The organism is Chromohalobacter beijerinckii, from assembly GCF_023061185.1.
GTDB classification, from domain to species: Bacteria; Pseudomonadota; Gammaproteobacteria; order Pseudomonadales; family Halomonadaceae; genus Chromohalobacter; species Chromohalobacter beijerinckii.
On the sequence record NZ_JAKGAK010000001.1, the window covers coordinates 352,091 to 371,142 of the forward strand.

16 protein-coding genes are annotated in these 19,052 nt (G+C 61.1%); 2 read left to right on the forward strand and 14 right to left on the reverse strand.

Features of this window, described 5'->3' with window-relative positions:
• Positions 1 to 72: 72 nt before the first annotated feature.
• From L1075_RS01570 to L1075_RS01620, 11 genes are all read right to left on the reverse strand, one after another.
• Positions 73 to 1,368, reverse strand: coding sequence for an adenylosuccinate synthase (locus L1075_RS01570; protein WP_246939408.1), 1,296 nt, complete (start codon positions 1,366 to 1,368; stop codon positions 73 to 75).
• Between the two features lie 33 nt (positions 1,369 to 1,401).
• Positions 1,402 to 2,583 (reverse strand): ATP phosphoribosyltransferase regulatory subunit, encoded by a 1,182-nt coding sequence (locus tag L1075_RS01575; RefSeq protein WP_040243987.1) that lies wholly within the window; start codon positions 2,581 to 2,583, stop codon positions 1,402 to 1,404.
• Positions 2,584 to 2,818: 235 nt separating this feature from the next.
• Entirely contained in the window at positions 2,819 to 3,712 is an 894-nt protein-coding gene (gene hflC / locus L1075_RS01580) for a protease modulator HflC (RefSeq protein ID WP_246939410.1), read from the reverse strand.
• 2 nt (positions 3,713 to 3,714) lie between these two features.
• Positions 3,715 to 5,073, reverse strand: coding sequence for an FtsH protease activity modulator HflK (gene hflK / locus L1075_RS01585; protein ID WP_246939412.1), 1,359 nt, complete (start codon positions 5,071 to 5,073; stop codon positions 3,715 to 3,717).
• Between the two features lie 61 nt (positions 5,074 to 5,134).
• Positions 5,135 to 6,454 (reverse strand): ribosome rescue GTPase HflX, encoded by a 1,320-nt coding sequence (hflX, locus tag L1075_RS01590; RefSeq protein ID WP_246939415.1) that lies wholly within the window; start codon positions 6,452 to 6,454, stop codon positions 5,135 to 5,137.
• Between the two features lie 14 nt (positions 6,455 to 6,468).
• Entirely contained in the window at positions 6,469 to 6,720 is a 252-nt protein-coding gene (gene hfq, locus L1075_RS01595) for an RNA chaperone Hfq (RefSeq protein WP_040243993.1), read from the reverse strand.
• Between the two features lie 124 nt (positions 6,721 to 6,844).
• Complete coding sequence (gene miaA, locus L1075_RS01600) at positions 6,845 to 7,783, reverse strand: tRNA (adenosine(37)-N6)-dimethylallyltransferase MiaA (protein ID WP_246939418.1); 939 nt, start codon at positions 7,781 to 7,783, stop codon at positions 6,845 to 6,847.
• 31 nt (positions 7,784 to 7,814) lie between these two features.
• A complete protein-coding gene (mutL, locus tag L1075_RS01605) occupies positions 7,815 to 9,737 on the reverse strand; it encodes a DNA mismatch repair endonuclease MutL (RefSeq protein ID WP_246939508.1) in 1,923 nt (640 codons plus the stop codon).
• 45 nt (positions 9,738 to 9,782) lie between these two features.
• Positions 9,783 to 11,201 (reverse strand): N-acetylmuramoyl-L-alanine amidase, encoded by a 1,419-nt coding sequence (locus L1075_RS01610; protein ID WP_246939511.1) that lies wholly within the window; start codon positions 11,199 to 11,201, stop codon positions 9,783 to 9,785.
• A 77-nt stretch (positions 11,202 to 11,278) separates the two neighbouring features.
• Positions 11,279 to 11,758 carry a tRNA (adenosine(37)-N6)-threonylcarbamoyltransferase complex ATPase subunit type 1 TsaE gene (tsaE, locus tag L1075_RS01615; protein ID WP_246939421.1) on the reverse strand — a complete coding sequence of 160 codons (480 nt, stop codon included), beginning with the start codon at positions 11,756 to 11,758 and terminating at the stop codon, positions 11,279 to 11,281.
• 31 nt (positions 11,759 to 11,789) lie between these two features.
• Positions 11,790 to 13,286, reverse strand: coding sequence for an NAD(P)H-hydrate dehydratase (locus tag L1075_RS01620; RefSeq protein WP_246939424.1), 1,497 nt, complete (start codon positions 13,284 to 13,286; stop codon positions 11,790 to 11,792).
• A gap of 93 nt (positions 13,287 to 13,379) precedes the next feature.
• Here L1075_RS01620 and queG point away from each other — a divergent pair, with 93 nt between their 5' ends.
• The gene (gene queG / locus L1075_RS01625; RefSeq protein ID WP_246939427.1) at positions 13,380 to 14,480 is read left to right on the forward strand and encodes a tRNA epoxyqueuosine(34) reductase QueG; all 1,101 of its coding nucleotides are present in this window, start codon (positions 13,380 to 13,382) and stop codon (positions 14,478 to 14,480) included.
• A 22-nt stretch (positions 14,481 to 14,502) separates the two neighbouring features.
• Here the strand turns inward: queG and orn are convergent, their stop codons facing one another.
• Positions 14,503 to 15,066 carry an oligoribonuclease gene (gene orn / locus L1075_RS01630; RefSeq protein ID WP_040244002.1) on the reverse strand — a complete coding sequence of 188 codons (564 nt, stop codon included), beginning with the start codon at positions 15,064 to 15,066 and terminating at the stop codon, positions 14,503 to 14,505.
• A 101-nt stretch (positions 15,067 to 15,167) separates the two neighbouring features.
• On the opposite strand from orn, the gene rsgA reads away from it, so the two are divergent.
• The gene (rsgA, locus tag L1075_RS01635) at positions 15,168 to 16,199 is read left to right on the forward strand and encodes a small ribosomal subunit biogenesis GTPase RsgA (protein ID WP_040244003.1); all 1,032 of its coding nucleotides are present in this window, start codon (positions 15,168 to 15,170) and stop codon (positions 16,197 to 16,199) included.
• Positions 16,200 to 16,290: 91 nt separating this feature from the next.
• Here rsgA and L1075_RS01640 read toward each other — a convergent pair whose 3' ends face one another.
• The gene (locus L1075_RS01640) at positions 16,291 to 17,481 is read right to left on the reverse strand and encodes an O-succinylhomoserine sulfhydrylase (protein WP_246939429.1); all 1,191 of its coding nucleotides are present in this window, start codon (positions 17,479 to 17,481) and stop codon (positions 16,291 to 16,293) included.
• 11 nt (positions 17,482 to 17,492) lie between these two features.
• Positions 17,493 to 19,013 carry an amidophosphoribosyltransferase gene (gene purF / locus L1075_RS01645; protein WP_040244006.1) on the reverse strand — a complete coding sequence of 507 codons (1,521 nt, stop codon included), beginning with the start codon at positions 19,011 to 19,013 and terminating at the stop codon, positions 17,493 to 17,495.
• Between the last annotated feature and the right edge of the window lie 39 nt (positions 19,014 to 19,052).

Below are 19,052 nucleotides of genomic sequence, written 5' to 3' on the forward strand. Positions count from 1 at the left end.
GTCATGAAAACGCCCGATCGGCATTGCAGCCGACCGGGCGTCGCTCAAGTGAAGCGGGCAAACGCTCAGGGTCTAGTCAGAGAACGGGTTGCGCAGCACGATGGTCTCGTTGCGATCAGGCCCCGTGGAGATGATGTCGATCGGCACCCCCGTCTGCTCCTCGAGAAAACTGATATAGGCCCGTGCGTTCTTGGGCAGATCCTCGATGCTCTTGATCCCCAGCGTCGACGCGCTCCACCCTGGCAGGTCCTGATAAAGCGGTTCGATGACTTCATAGCCTTCGGAGTCGACGGGGTTATCGATAGTGGCGCCATCCTTGCTGCGATATCCCACGCAAACCCGAATGTTTTCCAGGCCATCGAGCACGTCTAGTTTGGTCAGGCACAATCCCGATACCGAGTTGATCTGCACCGCGTGGCGTAGCGCCACAGCATCGAACCAGCCACAGCGCCGTGCACGGCCCGTCGTGGCACCGAACTCATGACCTTTCTCTGCCAAATGGCGACCAAATTCATCGAAGATCTCGGTAGGGAATGGCCCTGACCCGACACGCGTGGTGTAGGCCTTGGTGATCCCTAGCACGTAATCGAGATATAGGGGACCCACGCCCGAACCCGTCGCCGTACCCCCTGCCGTGGTATTGGAGCTGGTCACGTACGGGTAAGTGCCATGGTCGATATCCAGCAACGAGCCCTGCGCCCCTTCGAACAGGATATTATCGCCGGCCTTGCGCATCTGATGTACCAGCGACACGGTATCGCAGACCATCGGGCGAAGTTCCTCGGCCATCTCCATTGCCTGGTCAAGTACCTGCTGAAAGTCCACCGGTGACTCGTTGTGATACTGCGTCAACACAAAGTTGTGATAGTCGAGCACTTCGCCCAGCTTCGATGCGAAACGCTCGCGATGCAGAATATCGCCGAGACGCAGCCCACGCCGCGCGACCTTGTCCTCGTATGCCGGCCCGATCCCTCGACCGGTCGTGCCTATCTTGGCAATGCCACGCGCCTTTTCGCGCGCCTGATCGAGGCGCACGTGATACGGCAGAATCAGAGGACAGGCCGGGGATAAGCGAAGCCGTTCACGCACGGGCACGTCTTTCGCTTCCAGCTCGCGAATTTCTTCCATCAGTGCTTCCGGCGAGAGCACCACGCCATTGCCGATCACGCAGGTTTTATCGGCACGCAGCACCCCAGAGGGAATCAGGTGCAGGACGGTTTTCTCGCCATCGATCACAAGCGTATGACCGGCGTTGTGCCCTCCCTGAAAGCGGACCACCGTGGCGGCGGATTCCGTCAGCAGGTCGACGACCTTGCCCTTGCCTTCGTCACCCCACTGGGTGCCCAGTACGACTACGTTCTTGCCCATTGCTTTCGTCTCTCGATCAAAGGATCCGCCGATTTACGCGAGCGGTTCGACCCGCCATTCGCCGTTGGTTTCCACTAGCTGTCGATCACAACGCTGTTCACGAGGCCCCACACGCTGCCCTGGCAATGCTTGAATGACGCGTTCACCGGAAGCGCGCAGATGCGCAATGGCCTGGGTGAGCGCGGCACGATCATCGGCAGGCGCCCAGATGGCGTCACCGCGCGGACCGCTTTCGATCAGCGAGGCCAACAGCTTGAGATCCATGGAAAATCCCGTCGCCGGGCGCGCCCGACCGAAGGCGCGTCCAGTATCATCATAGCGCCCTCCCTTGGCCAAAGCCTGACCGTACCCCGGCACATACGCCGCAAATACCATACCCGTGTGATATTGATACCCGCGTAACTCAGCCAGGTCGATATACACCTCGGCCTGTAGATGATTGGCCGTGACGGCCCGGCACAACGCCTGAAGTTCATCCAGCGCCGCCGTGACTGCGGGAGGCGCGCCCGCAAAGACCTCACGGGCTTGGTCAAGCATCTCCTGGCCCCCGTATAGACGCGGCAACGTTTGCAGCATCTCGGCTAACGCGGGGTCACGCACATCCCGCGCGACCAGGGCATCGACGTCGTTGAAGGCCTTGCGCTCGATGGCTTCGAAAAGCGCATACTCGCTTTCCGCATTCAATGCCGCCGCGTGCACCAAGGCACGATAGATGCCGATATGGCTGAGCGCCAGGTGAGTTTCGCCCGCCCCGGCGACTTCCAGCCCCGTGAGCGCCAGCCGCAACACCTCGATATCCGCGTCCAACCCCGCATGGCCGAACAGCTCCACCCCCACCTGAGTCGGGCTGCGCCCTCCCTGGTGTTGATCGGCCTTGGCACGCAACACGGTCGTGCAATAGCAAAGTCGCGCCGGCCCATTGCGCTTCAATGAATGCGCATCCATACGCGCTACCTGTGGCGTCACATCTGCGCTGGCGCCCATCATCCGTCCGGAGAGCTGGTCGGTCAGCTTGAACGTCTGCAGATCGAGATCGGTCCCCGTTCCGGTCAAAAGCGAATCGAGAAACTCGACCGTCGGAGGAATCACCAAGTCATATCCCCAGCGATCATAGAGATCGAGCAACGCACGACGCAGTTGTTCCATGCGCGTCGCCTGAGGCGGAAGTACTTCATCCATGCCGTCGGGAAGCAGCCAGCGGTCAGCGATGGTCATTTTTCGGTCCTGCCAGAAATGAGTGGCGTATTGGCATCGTCGGCTGAGGGCGAGACGACACGAACGCTGACACGTCATGTCGGTCGCATACCGAGCCCGTCGCGAATCGCCGTAGAGGCATCCATATCCGCTGACAGGCCACAAAAAAACCGGGCGGCGCCCGGTGTCAAGAGTCTATCACGTTTGGCCTCCGGATGTACCCCGGACCGCGGTACCCCGGAGACCAGGTCGTGACTTATTCGTCGTTACTGCTTGCCTCGCCGTTCGGCGACCGGAAATAACGGAAGAACTCGCTATCCGGGCTCAACAACAGCATATCGTCGCCCTTGTCGAAGCTGTTCCGATACGCTTGCAGGGAACGATAGAAACTAAAGAAGTCCTCATCCTGCTTATAAGCGCTGGCGTAGATTTCCGCCGATTTGGCATCACCTTCACCACGCAGCGTCTCGGCCTTCTTACGCGCATTCGCCAGCGTCACCTGACGCTCACGATCGGCCCGGGCGCGAATACGCTCGGCCTGCTCCTGCCCCTGGGCGCGATACTGACGCGCCTCGGCATTACGCTCGGTGCGCATGCGCTGGAAAACCGCCTGCTGAACCTCTTGGGGCAGCTCGACACGCTTGAGACGAATATCCAGTATTGCGACACCGACCTCTTCGCGCAGTCGTTCATCCAGCTGTTGCTGGGGCTCCTCGAGCATCTCGTTGCGTTCTTCGCTGATGATCTTGTCCACTTCGCGACTACCGAAGGCATTACGCAAGCTTTCATCGACGCGCGGCGCAATGAGGTCTTCGGCACGTGACGCCTCGCCTCGTGTAGCCTGATAGAACAGGCTGGGATCGACGACCTGCCACTTGACGTAGGAGTCGACTATCAAGGCATTGCGACGCGCTGTCAGGAAGCGACTTTCGGTGCTTTCCAGCATCTGCACGCGCGCATCGAAGAAGCGCACGGTGTTGAGCACCGGCCACTTTACGTGCAAGCCAGGTTCGATATCCGTCTGTACCACCTCGCCGAAGCGTAACTTGATGGCACGCTGCTTCTCCGTCACCACATACAAGCTGGAACTGGCGATCCAGGCCCCCACGGCCAGCAGTGCGACGATACCCAAGGCACGATTGTTGACCATGATTAACGACCCTCCCGCGAAATTCCGCTCGACTGGCGCTGACCACTACCGTTATCGCCACCAGAAAGTGGTTCGTTTTGAACCTGCTGGGAGACCGACTCAAGTTCACGTATATCTTGTGAGTCAACACCGCTACCACCGGCGCGAGGTTTACCTAGCTGATCGAGCGGTAGATAGATCATCGAGTTGTTCTGAGAACCAACATCGATCAATGCCTTGCGGTTGTTACCCAACACCTCGCTTACCGTATCCAGGTAGAGACGTTGGCGAGTCACATCTGGTGCCTGCTGGTATTCGCCCAATACGGCCAGGAAGCGGCTCGTTTGACCTTCGGCATCCGACACCACGGTATTGCGATAACCTGTGGCCTCCTCGATAAGGCGCTGCGCTTCCCCTTCGGTGCGAGGCTGCAGGGCATTCTCGTAGGCGCGTGCCTCGTTGATCGAGCGCTGGCGGTCCTCGCGTGAGCGAATCACATCGTCCACGGCATCTTGAACCTCTTCCGGCGCCTGAGTGCTTTCCAGGTTGACGGTCTGCAAACGCAGCCCCAACCCATAGGCATCCAGAGATTCCTGGAGCCGCTTGGCGACCTCAGGACCGAGTTCCTCACGGCCACTGAGCAACGAATCCGGGACCGGCGGCGTCATGGTGACCACCGGCAATTCGCTGGGATCTTCCACGGTTTCCGGCATATCCGGCACCTTGCCACCTTCATCGATCTGTTTGACTTCTTTGACCTCAGTAGTGCTGGTCAGCACATTCTGCATGCCACTCGCACCGACGACATGGCGTAACGTGGAGTCAAGCGCGTTGCGCAGGCTCTGCTCAGGATCACGCACGTTAAGTACATAATCGCGAGGATTGGCGACTTGATACTGGGCGGAGAGGCGTACCGTCACGATGTTGGTATCGCTCGTCAGCATGGAAGCATTCTGACGGAACGAACGCACCTCGGTCACATTCACCCTCGTCACTTGATCGACGAAGGTCGGGCTCCAATGCAGACCAGGACTTACCGTGTCGTGATACTTGCCGAAGCGCAGCACCACGCCGCGTTCAGATTGATCGACCACGTAGAATCCGGACCCGGCCCAGATGATCAATACAATGATCACTAGCACACCCGGCAGTATGAAGGGATTCCCCTTGCCGCCCGATCCGCCGCCGTTGCCATCGCTACCACGCTTGCCGCGCTTGCCCATCAAACGACTAAGCTTGTCCTGAAACTTCTTCAGCGCCTCGTCGAGATCCGGTGGGCCCTGGTTGTTGCCACCATTGCCCCCACCGCTACCGCTGCCGCGGCGACCGCCGCCGCTCCACGGGTCCTGCTGATTTCCACCACCAGGCTCGTTCCAAGCCATACGTTTTCTCCACTGCATTGATTGCGATGCATCTCGCCAGGGGCACCAGTGACAGATACTGTCAGGGGCGCTCCCACTCCGGGCGATCGAGGGCTCCCGGCGGCAAATAATGTGCTGCCTTCTCGCCGAGACGGGCCATCAACTGAAAGAAATCGCGTCTAGGCAGACGGATATCCAGCAGGATTCGGCCCTGCTCGTCAAATTGTTCTTGCTGCACGGCATTCAACGCATAAAGCGATGCCCGCAATCTTCCCTGATCGGGCTCCAGCGTCAAACTCGTTTCGAGTAGCTCTTCAGCCAGCAGCTCGCCGAGTGCTTGATGCAGCAATTCAAAACCGCGTGCATCACGCGCCGATAGCCATACGATCTGCGGACGCCCGTGTCCGTCACGCTCAAGACGTGGGGCACTGTCCAATATATCGATCTTGTTCATGACCAACAGTCGCGGCACCTCGGCGGCACCGATTTCCTCGAGCACCGTATCGACCTGCGCCACGTTGAAATCGCGATCCGGGTCCGCTGCATCGATGACATGCACCAACAACGAGGCCTCGGACGCTTCCTGCAAGGTGGCGCGAAACGCCTCCACCAGCTTGTGTGGCAGATGACGGATGAAGCCCACGGTATCAGCCATGACGACCGGCCCGACATCCTCCACATCGATACGCCGCAGCGTCGGATCGAGCGTAGCGAACAGCTGGTCGGCGGCATACACGTCTGAATGGGTCAAGGCATTGAACAGCGTCGATTTACCGGCGTTGGTGTAGCCCACCAGGGAAACGCTGGGGATCTCGGCACGCGCCCGCGCACGTCGATTCTGATCGCGCTGTGTGCGGACCTTCTCCAACCGCTTGTGAATCGCCTTGATGCGCCCGCCTAACAAACGGCGGTCGGTCTCGAGCTGCGTTTCCCCCGGACCGCGCAAACCGATCCCGCCTTTCTGGCGCTCTAGGTGCGTCCAGCCACGCACCAGGCGCGTCGACATGTACTCCAGTTGTGCCAGCTCGACCTGAAGCTTGCCCTCGTGCGTACGCGCGCGTTGCGCGAATATATCCAGAATCAAACCCGTGCGATCCAGCACACGACTTTTCAGGGCGCGCTCCAGATTGCGCTCCTGCGAAGGCGACAAGGCATGATTGAAAATGACGACTTCGGCACCGTGAAGTTCGCGTATCTCGCGAATCTCCTCCAGCTTACCGCTGCCGATAAATGTCTTGGGGTCGGGACGACGCCGACTGCCCTCGATGAGGGTCGTCGGCGTCACACCCGAGGAACGCACCAACTCCAGGAATTCTCCCGGGTCTTCACGTTCCTGTTCGTCGTGGAAATCCACATGGACGAGAACCGCCGTTTCACCGGCGTCGGGACGTTCGAAAAACAATCAGCGCCTCTCGATCAAACGTCTTCTTCCGCCGGGGCATTCGGATCCTGGACGGGAAGACGCACGTTGCGGGATGGCACGACAGTGGAAATGGCGTGCTTGTACACCATCTGGCTGACGGTATTGCGCAGCAGGATGACAAATTGATCGAAAGACTCGACCTGTCCCTGCAATTTAATACCGTTCACCAAAAAGATGGAGACCGGAATGCGCTCCTTGCGCAGAATGTTCAAGTACGGATCTTGAAGGGACTGTCCTTTGGACATTTTGCTCTCCCTAACTTCTCGCTGTGGTTTATGGTCGTTTTCGAAGGGTCACAGCCGCCATTCGCGTCGCCACCGTCGTTCGCGGCGCTTCTCGCCAGGCGTTGTCGTGACCGGTCATCTTACGCTAAGTGCCGCTTCCGCGCACGATTTTCAATACCTGCTCGTGCATATCGCTCGCCTCGCTATCGACCCACTGCACGCCTTGCCAATTGCGCAGCCAGGTCAACTGACGCTTGGCGAGCTGCCGCGTCGCCGCCATGCCTCGCTCGCGCATCGTGGCCTCATCGGTCTCGCCATCCAAATGCTCCCACATCTGACGATAGCCGACACAGCGAATCGCAGGAAACCCACGATGCAAATCACCACGCGCCCTGAGAGCGGCGACTTCCTCGCGGAAGCCTCCTGCCAACATGCCGTCGAAGCGCTGCGCGATACGTTCATGCAGTACCCGGCGTTCGGTAGGCGCCAGCGCTATGGACACGAGACGCCACGGAAAGGTTTCACGTGGCTGTTCGGCCCAAAGCTCACCTAATGCCCGGCCAGTGAGACGATACACTTCAAGCGCTCGCATCAGGCGCTGCCGATTGTGCGGATGGATAGTCCTCGCGGCGACCGGGTCAACCCGTGAAAGCTCTTCATGCAATGCCTCGAGCCCCTCACGCCGGGCTCTAAGAGCGAGTTCTTCGCGCAGCGCGGAATCTCCGGCAGGCAACTCCGCTACGCCATCGATCAAACGCTTGATATACATCATGGTGCCACCCACGAGTATGGGGATACGCCCCTGCGACGAGATGTCGCGCATCTCGGCCAGGGCGTCTTCGCGGAACTCAGCAGCGGAGTACGTGTCGGCAGGGTCGCGAATGTCGATCAGACGATGTGGCGCACGCGCCAACTCTTCCGCCGAAGGTTTCGCGGTACCGATGTCCATGCCGCGATAAATCATCGCCGAGTCGACACTGATGAGTTCGCCACCCAGGCGCTCGCGCAAGGCGATGGCCGAATCGGTCTTGCCGGCCGCCGTCGGGCCCATCAAAAGGATGGCCAGTGGCCGCGTATCGTTCATCGAGAATCCTGAAAACGGTCAATGACCAGCGTTACTGGCCACGAAGAAAGAGCTTATCCAGCTCGTGCATCGGCATCTCGGTCCAAGTCGGCCGCCCATGATTGCACTGCCCGCTACGCTCGGTGCGCTCCATGTCACGCAGCAAAGCATTCATCTCGGGTACTGTCAGTCGGCGATTGGCCCGCACACTGCCATGGCACGACATGCTGGCAAGCAATTCATTGATATGCGCTTCGACTCTGTCCGACCGCCCGAAACGCTCAAGATCGCCCAGCATGCCATGAATCAGCGATTCGACATCGGCATTGTCGAGCAGCACTGGCACTCGGCGCACGAGTAGTGTCTCCGGGCCGGCGACATCCAGCTCGACCCCCAAGCGCTCGAAGGTCTCGCGCTCGCGCTCTGCGGTCTCCACCTCGCGCGTGCTGACCGCCAGCGACATCGGCACCAGCAGCGGCTGTGTCTGCAATCTTCCGAGGGCTTGTCCATCACCATGCACTTGCTGCTTCATGCGCTCGTAGGTAATGCGCTCATGCGCAGCATGCATGTCGACCACGACTAGCCCGCGTGCGGTCTGCGAGAGGATATAGACACCATGCAACTGCGCCACCGCATAGCCTAATGGCGGCGCCTGGGTCGCGTCGGCCTCGGGCATCGCCCTCACCTGGGCATCAGGCTCACGTGCCACCGGCGCCTCGGGCTCAGTGTGTTGCGGCTGTGGCGTCAGAAGCTGTTCTTCATGCTCTGGATGCAGGGCCTGGTAACCGGCCATGAACTCGCGCACGCGATGGGCTGCGGGACGCTCCTGATCGGCGCCGAGCGCCATGCCCTGTTGCTGCCAGCGAGGTTGCCCATTGGCCGCAGCCGTCGACGCCCCCGGTGTCGACACCTCATCACCCTCACTCACGGGCACCGCGTCTGGCGAGGTGGGCTCGTTGGGGCGGACATCGGCCAGCGCACGGTGAAGGCTCGAGAACAGGAAGTCATGCACCAGGCGCCCATCGCGAAAGCGGACTTCATGCTTGGTGGGATGCACGTTGACATCGACGACGTGCGGATCGAGCTCCAGGTAGAGCACAAAAACCGGGTGACGACCGTGAAACAGCACATCGCGATAGGCTTGACGCACAGCATGGGCGACCAAGCGGTCACGTACGACGCGGCCATTGACGAAGAAATACTGCTGATCCGCCTGCGCCCGGGAATGCGTCGGCAGCCCGACCCAGCCCCACAGACGCAAACCGGTCGCTTCGATATCCACATGCAGGGCATTCTCGAGGAACTTGCGCCCCAGCAGCGCGCCGACACGCCGTTCCATCGCCGCCGGCTCATCGCCCGCTCGCAGTTGATGCACGACCTTTTGATTGTGGCGCAGCACCCAAGCGATGTCGTAGCGCGACAGCACCAGCCGCCGAAACGTCTCTTCGACATGGCCGAATTCGGTCTTCTCGGTACGCAGGAACTTGCGTCGCGCCGGGGTATTGAAGAATAGGTCGCGAACCACGACCGAGCTGCCACGCGGATGTGGTGCGGGGCTCATACGCGGCTCCATCTGACGCCCTTCGGCGACCACACGCCAGCCTTCGCTTGGCTCATCCTGGGTATTTGAAACCAGTTCGAGCCGCGAGACCGAACTGATCGAGGCCAGCGCTTCGCCGCGAAAACCGAGGCTGTCTACGCCTTCGAGATCGTCCAGCGAGGCGATCTTGCTAGTGGCATGCCGTGACAGTGCCAGCGGCAGATCGTCTTCGGCGATACCTCGCCCATCGTCACGCACGCGAATCAAGCGGGCGCCACCGGCCTCAAGATCGATTTCAATGCGTTGGCTGCCAGCATCGATGGCGTTCTCGGCCAGCTCCTTCAATACCGAAGCCGGTCGTTCGACGACCTCACCGGCCGCGATCTGGTTGGCGAGCCGAGGATCAAGGATATGAATGCGTCGAGATTCAGTCATAGCCGCCATTGTGCCTCGCGCATAGGGCTCACGTCATGTCCACGCTCACGAATGAGGGATCTTCAGCACCTGGCCCACGCGCAGGATATCGCCACTAAGATCGTTGGCCTGCTTGAGAGCCAGCATCGTCACGTCATGACGCGCCGCCACCTGAGACAAGGTATCGCCCTTTTGCACACGATATTCGTCGGGCCCTTCGCCACGCCCTTGGTCACGTTGCCAGGCCAACAGGCTGCTAGGCGGTGGATGGCGACGAAAATGTGCGATGATGCCATCACCGATGGCATCCGCAATCTTCTCTTGAAACGCCGACGAGCGCAGTTTCTTTTCTTCACCAGGATTGGAGATAAACCCGGTTTCGATCAGCAACGATGGGATATCCGGCGACTTGAGCACCACAAAACCCGCCTGCTCGACCTGAGAGCGGTGCAGACGGTTGATACGCCCCAATTTATCGAGAACCTGACCACCTGTGCTTAGCGACTCATTCATCGTCGCGGTCATGGTCAGGTCAAGCAAGACACCACGCAGCACCTCGTCCTTGTCGGATAGGTCGAGGTTGCCATCGACACCACCAATCAGGTCGGAACGGTTTTCCGACTCGGCCAGCCAACGCGCGCTCTCCGAGGTAGCCCCGTTCTTGGACAGCGCATAGACGGAGCTACCGGTGGGCCCCCGGCTCTTGACCGCATCGGCATGCACCGAGACGAAGAAATCGGCTTTCTGCTCGCGTGCCAGCAATGTCCTTTTGCGCAGGCCCACGTAGTAATCACTATCTCGCGTCAGGAAGGCCTTGAACCCCGAGGTGGCACTAATATATGCCTTGACCTTGCGTGCAATGGCCAATACGACGTCCTTTTCATACGTACCGCTAGGTCCGATCGCTCCCGGATCTTCGCCCCCGTGACCAGGGTCGACGGCAACGATGATATCGCGCTTGGGGTGGGGTTTCGCCTGGCTGTCGCGCTTGGCCAACGCCGCGCTTGGCGACGCCCCTTCGGCCTCGGCCTGCCTCAGCTCCCGCTCAGCATCCATTTCCTGATCGCGAATCATAGCCGCGATGGGATCGACGGGCTCATCTAGCGCGCCCTCGCCCGGGTAGTCGAGATCGACCACGAGACGGTAGCCGTACTGATCGGTGGGCGGCAACAAGAAGTGGTGGGGCTCTATCTTCCGATTGAGGTCGAAGACCACACGTAAGTCATCGCCATTGCGCCTCCCCGTGCGCAATGCCTCTATCGCACTATCTTCCGGATCAACCCCGTCCGGGTCGAAGGCCAGTTGCGTATCCTTCAAATCGACGACCAGTCGGCGCGGGTCGTCGAGCTTGAACACGGAACTATCCACCTCGTCGGACAAATCGAATACCACGCGCACATGATCAGGCGCTGCCCAAAGACGGATATTGTCGACGTCAACGTCGGCGGCCTGTGCAGGCGCCACATGACATATCGCAAACACCATCAGCACGACAAGGCTGATGAGTTGCCGGACGGCATTCACATGGCATCGCGTCTGCCAGGGCTTTTCATGAAACGGCATCAAGCGTCGTTTTCCTTGTCCTGACGAGTGGCGTGCAGTGCAGCGATCACTGCCTGGCCGTGCGGACTGAGTCCTTCGAGCGTCACTTGGCGGCCCTCGCCTTCCAAGGCCAGATGTACCACGAGATCGGCCTGGGGCAGCCATCCAGCACCTCGGGAAGGCCATTCGATGAGGCTCAAGCCGTCCTCGCCGAGCATATCGCGTGCGCCCATGAACTCGAGTTCTTCGGGATCGCCCAATCGGTAGAGATCGAAATGATAGAGACTGCGCCCATCCAGCATGTACGGCTCCACAAGTGTATAAGTGGGGCTCTTGACGGCTCCCTTATGGCCATAAGCATGCAAGATGCCGCGCGTCAGCGTCGTTTTGCCGGCCCCCAGCTCACCTTCCAGGTGAACTTGGCCGTGGCCATCCAGGGCACGCCCCAGCGCTTCACCGAAAGCGACATGGGCGGCTTCGTTGGGTAGAAAGCGTTGCATCTATCGTGGTATCTCGCGTTAGCGCATGGCATCAAAGGGGACGTGGGTTGCCAATCGCGCGCACATAGGATGCCAGATCCGTGGCTACCAGACCACGCTCGCCCCCATCTTGCGCCGCCGCATCACCGGCCAAGGCATGCAGCAGAACACCATGCCGCGCTGCTTCGCCCGGCGTTTGGCCCTGTGCCAACAACGCCCCGACGATCCCGGAGAGCACATCCCCCATCCCGCCGCTCGCCATGCCGGGATTGCCGTACGGACACACGGTGACGCCGTTCGCGTCGGCGACCAGGGTACCCGCCCCCTTGAGCACCACACTGCCCCCATAGCGCTCATGCAACGCCAGTGCCGCCGCGCGCCGGTCGGCCTGAATCTCGGCGCCGGACACACCCAGCAAACGCGCGGCTTCACCGGGATGCGGGGTCAGCACCCAGTCATCACGGCGGTTGGTCGCTTCTTCGGACAGCCAGTTGAGCGCATCGGCGTCGAGAACGCTGGGCAACCCTGCGGCGAGCGCCGCTTGCCACAGGGCGTGCCCCCAGGCCTGACGTCCAAGCCCCGGGCCGACCACCAGGGCATTGGCTTGATCGAACAGCGCGAGGAGATCCTCGGCCTTTCCCACTCCGCGCGCCATGACCTCCGGGCTGCGCACCAAGCTTGCCGACACATGCGCGTCATCAGTAGCCAAACTGACCTTTCCCGCTCCGCTACGCAGCGCGGCCTCGCTGGCCATCAACGCCGCGCCTCCGAAACCGGGAGCACCGCCGATCACTAACACATGCCCGAAGTCACCCTTGTGGCTCCCCCGTGACCGAGGAGGGAAGGCCTGTTGCAGCATGTCGGCCGCCTGCAGCTCGCCCAGTGGCACGAGATCATCATGTCCATGAGGTGTCACTCCAAGCGTTTCGACACGCAGCTCGCCGACATGATCCGCACTAGCGCCGGTATGCAAGCCAAATTTATCGACGATGAAAGTGACGGTCAGGCTGGCTTTTACTGCCACACCGCCGATACTCCCAGTCTGTGCCGAAAGCCCCGAAGGCACATCCACCGCCAGCACCGGACGCGGCGTCGCATTGAGCGTCTCGATGGCACTACGCAGCGGTTCGCGCACCTCCCCCGTCGCGCCGGTCCCCAACAGCGCGTCGATCACAACATCGCCGTTGATCACCGTCTCGGGTCGCCATTCGATTACATCCAGCCCCGCCTGCCAGGCCATTTCGTAAGCCCGCGCCGCGTCGCCGCTCAGCGTCGCGGGGTCGCGCAAAGCGACAAGCTGCACATCGAGGCCATCGCCCGCCGCCAATGCCGCCATCACATAGCCATCGCCGGCGTTATTGCCACCGCCACACAAGATGCTCAAACGATGCGCTTCCGGCCAGCGCGAGCGAAGGGCCTTATAGGCCGCCTGCGCGGCGCGCTGCATCAATTCGAACCCTGCCATTCCCTCAGCCATGAGTCGCCGATCCAGCGCCTGGACCTGATCAGCACCATACAAGGGATGCGGCACTCTGCATGTCGTTGTCATGACTGTCTCCTTTCTCCTGCTCGCCGACGATAAGCATTTATTCCACGTGACGATTGCGCTAGGGTGGCGCCCTCGCTTCACGGGGGTCTCGTCATGTCCTCATCCTCGCCCATCGATTACGCCTCGCTGGCCGATCGCATCCATACGTGGGGACGCGAACTCGGCTTCCAGCAGGTTGGCATCACCGACACCGATCTCGAAGCGCATGAGCGCTATCTCGAGCGCTGGCTCGCGGCCGGCTACCACGGCGAAATGCACTTCATGGCCAAACATGGCCACAAGCGCACGCGACCCGAGGAACTCATACCCGGTACCTTGCGCGTCATCAGTGTGCGCATGGACTACCTGCCCCCCGAGGTGGAAACCACCAAGGTGCTCGGACAACCCGAGCGCGCCTACGTTTCACGCTATGCGCTCGGACGCGATTACCACAAGCTGATTCGCAAGCGCCTCGCCACCCTGGCCAAGCGCATCGAGGACGAAGTCGGCGCTTACGGCTACCGTGCCTTCGTCGACTCGGCCCCGGTCATGGAGCGTGCCCTGGCGCAGAAAGCCGGCCTCGGCTGGTTCGGCAAGAATGCCATGCTGCTCAACCCTCAGGCCGGTTCGCTGTTCTTCCTCGGCGAACTTTACACCGATCTGCCGCTACCGGTAGACGCGCCCTTCGAGAGCGAGCATTGCGGTAAGTGCTCAAGCTGTCAGACGGCTTGTCCGACAGGTGCCATTGTCGACGATAAGGTCATCGACTCGCGGCGCTGCATCTCGTATCTGACCATCGAACTCGCTGGTTCGATCCCGGAAGAATATCGCAAGGCGATGGGTAACCGGGTATACGGCTGCGACGATTGCCAACTGGTGTGTCCTTTTACCCGCTTCACGCGTGCGTCGCAGGAAGAAGATTTCGCGCCGCGCCACGACCTCGACCGCGCCTCGCTCATCCGCCTGTTCGCCTGGAGCGAGGAAGAGTTCCTGATGCGCACCGAAGGCAGCGCGATTCGTCGCATCGGTTACGAGCGCTGGCTGCGCAACCTGGCCATCGGCCTGGGCAATGCGCCTTGGAGCGAACGCGTCGAAGGCGCCTTACGTGCGCGCCTGGCCTACCCCTCGGACCTAGTCCGCGAACACGTGCGCTGGGGGCTCGAGCAACAACGCCACAAACGTGAGCAGTTGATCGTCAGTCATGTCAGCGCCTAGGCCTTTAGCCGCCCCAGGCCGCCTAGACGCGCAGAAATGTCTTGCGATAATGCGCCAGCTCGGCCAGCGACTCGCGAATGTCGTCCAACGCCTGGTGCGTATTGCGCTTCTCGAAGCCCGCCAGAGCCTGCGGGTTCCAGCGCTTGGCCAGCTCCTTGAGCGTCGAGACATCGAGATTGCGATAGTGAAAGAATTCGGCCAGTTCGGGCATTTCCCGCAGCATGAAACGACGATCCTGATGCACGCTATTGCCGCACATCGGCGAGCTGTGCGGCGTCACATATGTCTTGAGAAACGCCAGCGTCTGGCGCTCGGCTTCGGCGGTATCGATGCGACTCTCGCGGACGCGTTGCGTCAGCCCCGAGGCACCATGCGTGCGGGTATTCCACTCGTCCATCGCCTCGAGTAACGCATCCGGCTGATGCACCGCCAGCACCGGCCCTTCGGCGATCAGGTTCAGATCGTTGTCGGTGACCAGGGTGGCCACCTCGATGATGCGCTCGCGCTGAGGGTCGAGCCCGGTCATTTCCAGGTCGATCCAGATCAGCAGGTCGTTACGTGGGGCTTGCGGAGTGTCACTTGCCATGGGGGTCTCCATCGGGGCGCCATTGTCTAGGTACAGGCCTAGGGACAGCATGGCGCAATGAACGCTACAATGGCGGCCATTGTACCCTGTCCCGAGAGCGCATGAGCAAACGCAAACTCAGCCGCCAGCAACGTTGGCGGGTCGAAAAGATTCAAGCCCAGCGCGCCGAACGTGCCGAACGCCGCACCCAGCGCGACGATACCGCGCTCGAGGCCGGCGATTACGGCCCCGAACGTCTGGGACGTGTCACCGCGCATTTCGGACGCACTCTGGAGGTGGAGGCCGAGGATGAACACGGCGACCTCCAACGCCACCGTTGCCATCTGCGCGCCAATCTCGAGGGCCTGGTCACCGGCGATGACGTGGTATGGCGTACGGCAAGCGACGGCAGTGGTGTGGTCGTGGCGCGCCAGCCGCGCCGCAGTGTGCTCGAACGTCCCGACGCGCGCGGCCAGCTCAAGCCCGTGGCCGCCAACATCGCACAGATTCTGATCGTGTTCGCCGTGGAGCCCGCGCCCCATCCCAATCTCATCGACCGCTATCTCGTCGCCGCCGAGGCGACCGGCATCACGCCCGTGCTGGTGCTCAACAAGACCGACCTGCTACCCGACGAGGGCGGTGAGTTGCGTACTTTACTGGCGCGCTATCGCGAGCTGGGATACCACGTGGTCAGCGCCTCTACCCAGCGTGAAAACGGGCTCGATGCCCTGCATGCCGGCCTTACCGAGCGTACCTCGGTGTTCGTGGGCCAAAGCGGGGTTGGCAAGTCATCCTTGATCGACCGCCTGCTGCCCGATAGGCAACTGCGGGTCGGCGCGCTCTCGGTGGACTCGCGCAAGGGCACGCACACCACCACCACGGCCACGCTCTATCACCTGCCGGCGGGCGGTGAACTGATCGACTCGCCGGGCATTCGCGAATTCGGCCTGGGCCATCTCGAGGAGCACGAGGTAGCGCGCGGCTTCATCGAATTCCAACCGTATCTCGGCCTTTGCAAGTTCCGCGATTGTCACCACCGCCAGGAACCGGGATGCGCCTTGCGTGAGGCCGTGGAACGCGGCGACATTCTCGCCTCGCGGTTCAATAGCTACCGGCACATCGTCGATAGCCTGGAACCCGACCGTTCTCCATGAAGAACGCCCCATGAAAAAACGCCTCGCCCCCAGGAGGGGCGAGGCGTCATTCGAACGACATGCCGAGCGCACCGACAGGCTGGGATACGACTCAACCAAGCGTGTCGAGCCCGCGACGGATATCGCGCTTGAGATCATCCAGCGCTTCCAACCCCACGGCGATGCGCACCAAGCCTTCACTGATCCCCGCGGCAGCCTTCTGCTCGTCGCTCAAGCGCGCATGCGTCGTCGTCGCCGGGTGCGTGACAGTGGTTTTCACATCTCCCAAGTTGCCGGTGATCGACATCAGGCGTGAATGATCGATCAGCGCCCAGGCACCGTCACGGCCACCTTTTACTTCCACGCCTAGCACGGCACCGAAGCCGTGTTGCTGCTGCTTGGCCAGCGTATGCTGCGGATGGCTTTCTAGGCCACTGTAATGCACCCGGGCGATTTCCGGCTGCGCCTCCAGCCACTGCGCCAGGGCCAGGGTATTCTCGCAATGCGCCTTCATGCGCAGTCCCAGCGTTTCCAGCCCCTTGAGGAAGATCCACGCATTGAAGGGGCTCATGCAGGGGCCACAAGTGCGTACGACGCCCACCAGTTCCTTGAGCATCTCCTCGGGCCCCACCACAGCACCGCCGATGGCACGTCCCTGGCCGTCCAGATACTTGGTCGCCGAATGAATCACCAGATCGGCGCCCAAATCGAGGGGACGCTGCAACGCTGGGGTCAAAAAGCAGTTGTCGATGGCGAGCCAAGCGTCATGGCGATGCGCCAAATCAGCCAAGGCGGTGATATCCACCACCTCGGAAAGCGGATTGGAGGGTGTCTCGGCAAACAGCAAGCGCGTCTTCGGAGTGATCGCGTCCTGCCAGGCGTCCAAATCGCCCAGTTCCACGTAGCGGGTCACGATGCCTAGCTTACCGAGATACTTGTCGAACAGGCTGACCGTGGAACCAAACAACGAACGCGAGGCGACGATTTCGTCACCGGCTTGCAGGAACGCCAGCGCCGTGGCGAGGATCGCCGCCATGCCCGAGCTGGTAGCCACGCACTGCTCGCCCCCCTCGAGCGCCGCCAGGCGTTGCTCGAAGGTGCGCACCGTGGGATTGGTGAAACGCGAATAGATGTTACCCGGCTCTTCGCCGGAGAACTTGCGTGCCGCTTCGGCGGCACTGCCATAGACGAAGCTCGACGTGGTGAAGATCGGCTCGCCATGTTCCTGCTCGTGCGTGCGGTCGTGGCCGGCACGGATCGCCAGCGTGTCGAGCGCGAAGGCGTCGTCATGACCGTCATGCATGTCTCACCTCCTCAGTCTTCTTCTTCGACATCGTTATGCAGGTCGACCACAGCGTGCACTGAGTTCTCCTGGCGCTTGGCCATATCACTACGCGCGGCCTCGAGGTCGGCCAGATAGGCAGCATCGATATCGCCGGTCACATACTCACCATCGAAAACCGAGCAGTCGAACTCCTCAAGCGAGGGATTGACGTCGCGACAGGCCGCCTTGAGGTCCTCGAGTTTCTGATAAATGATGCGATCAGCGCCGATCAGTTCGCCGACTTCCTCTTCGCTACGCCCATGCGCGATCAGTTCCGATGCCACCGGCATATCGATGCCGTATACGTTGGGATAGCGAACCGGCGGCGCGGCGGAGGCGAAATAGACCTTGCGCGCACCAGCCTCGCGAGCCATCTGGATGATCTGCTTACACGTGGTACCGCGCACGATGGAATCGTCGACCAGCAGTACGTTCTTGCCGGCGAACTCGACATCGATGGCATTGAGCTTCTGCCGTACCGATTTCTTGCGCTGCGTTTGCCCGGGCATGATGAAGGTCCGCCCGATATAGCGATTCTTCATAAAGCCTTCGCGGTAAGTCACACCCAGATGCTGAGCCATCTCCAGCGCCGAGGTACGCGAGGTATCGGGGATCGGAATCACCACGTCGATGTCATGCTCCGGCCAGTCACGCTGGATACGATCGCCCAGCTTGCGCCCCATCTCCATGCGCGTGCCGTAGACATAGGCGCCATCGAGGATCGAATCGGGACGCGCCAGGTAGACGTGCTCGAAGATGCACGGCGTCAACTGTGGGCGGTCGGCACACTGCTGGGTATGCACCCGATTGCCCTCGGTCTCGATGAAGATCGCCTCACCGGGCGCCAGATCGCGACACAGCTCGAAGCCGCCGACATCCAGCGCCACCGACTCAGAGGCGATCATCACGTCCTGGCCATCGTCGCTGTCGCGGGTGCCATAGACCACCGGGCGAATCCCGTGCGGGTCACGGAACGCGACCATGCCAAAGCCATTGATGAACGCAACCGCAGCATAACCGCCCTGACAACGGCGATGGACGCGACGAACGGCATCGAAGATGTCATCTGGGGAAAGGTCGTGCCCTTGCTTGCCCAGCTCGTGCGCGAACACATTGAGCAGGACTTCGGAATCGGAGCTGGTATTGATGTGGCGCAGATCGGAAAAGAACAACTCGCGCTTGAGCTGTTCGGAATTGGTCAGATTGCCGTTGTGCGCCAGCGAGATACCATAAGGCGAGTTGACATAAAATGGCTGCGATTCAGCTTCGCTCGACGAGCCGGCCGTCGGGTAACGAATATGTCCAATCCCCATATTGCCGCGCAGACGCGTCATGTGGCGCGTATGAAACACATCACGCACCAGGCCATTGCTCTTGCGCAGCAGGAAGCGTCCCTCATGCCATGTCATCATCCCGGCGGCATCCTGGCCACGGTGTTGGAGCACTGTCAGCGCGTCATACAGCGACTGATTGACCGCCTGGTTGGCCATGAGGCCCACGATACCGCACATTGTGCCTTTCCTCGCTTGCCTTGAGAGTAGCGAACGGCA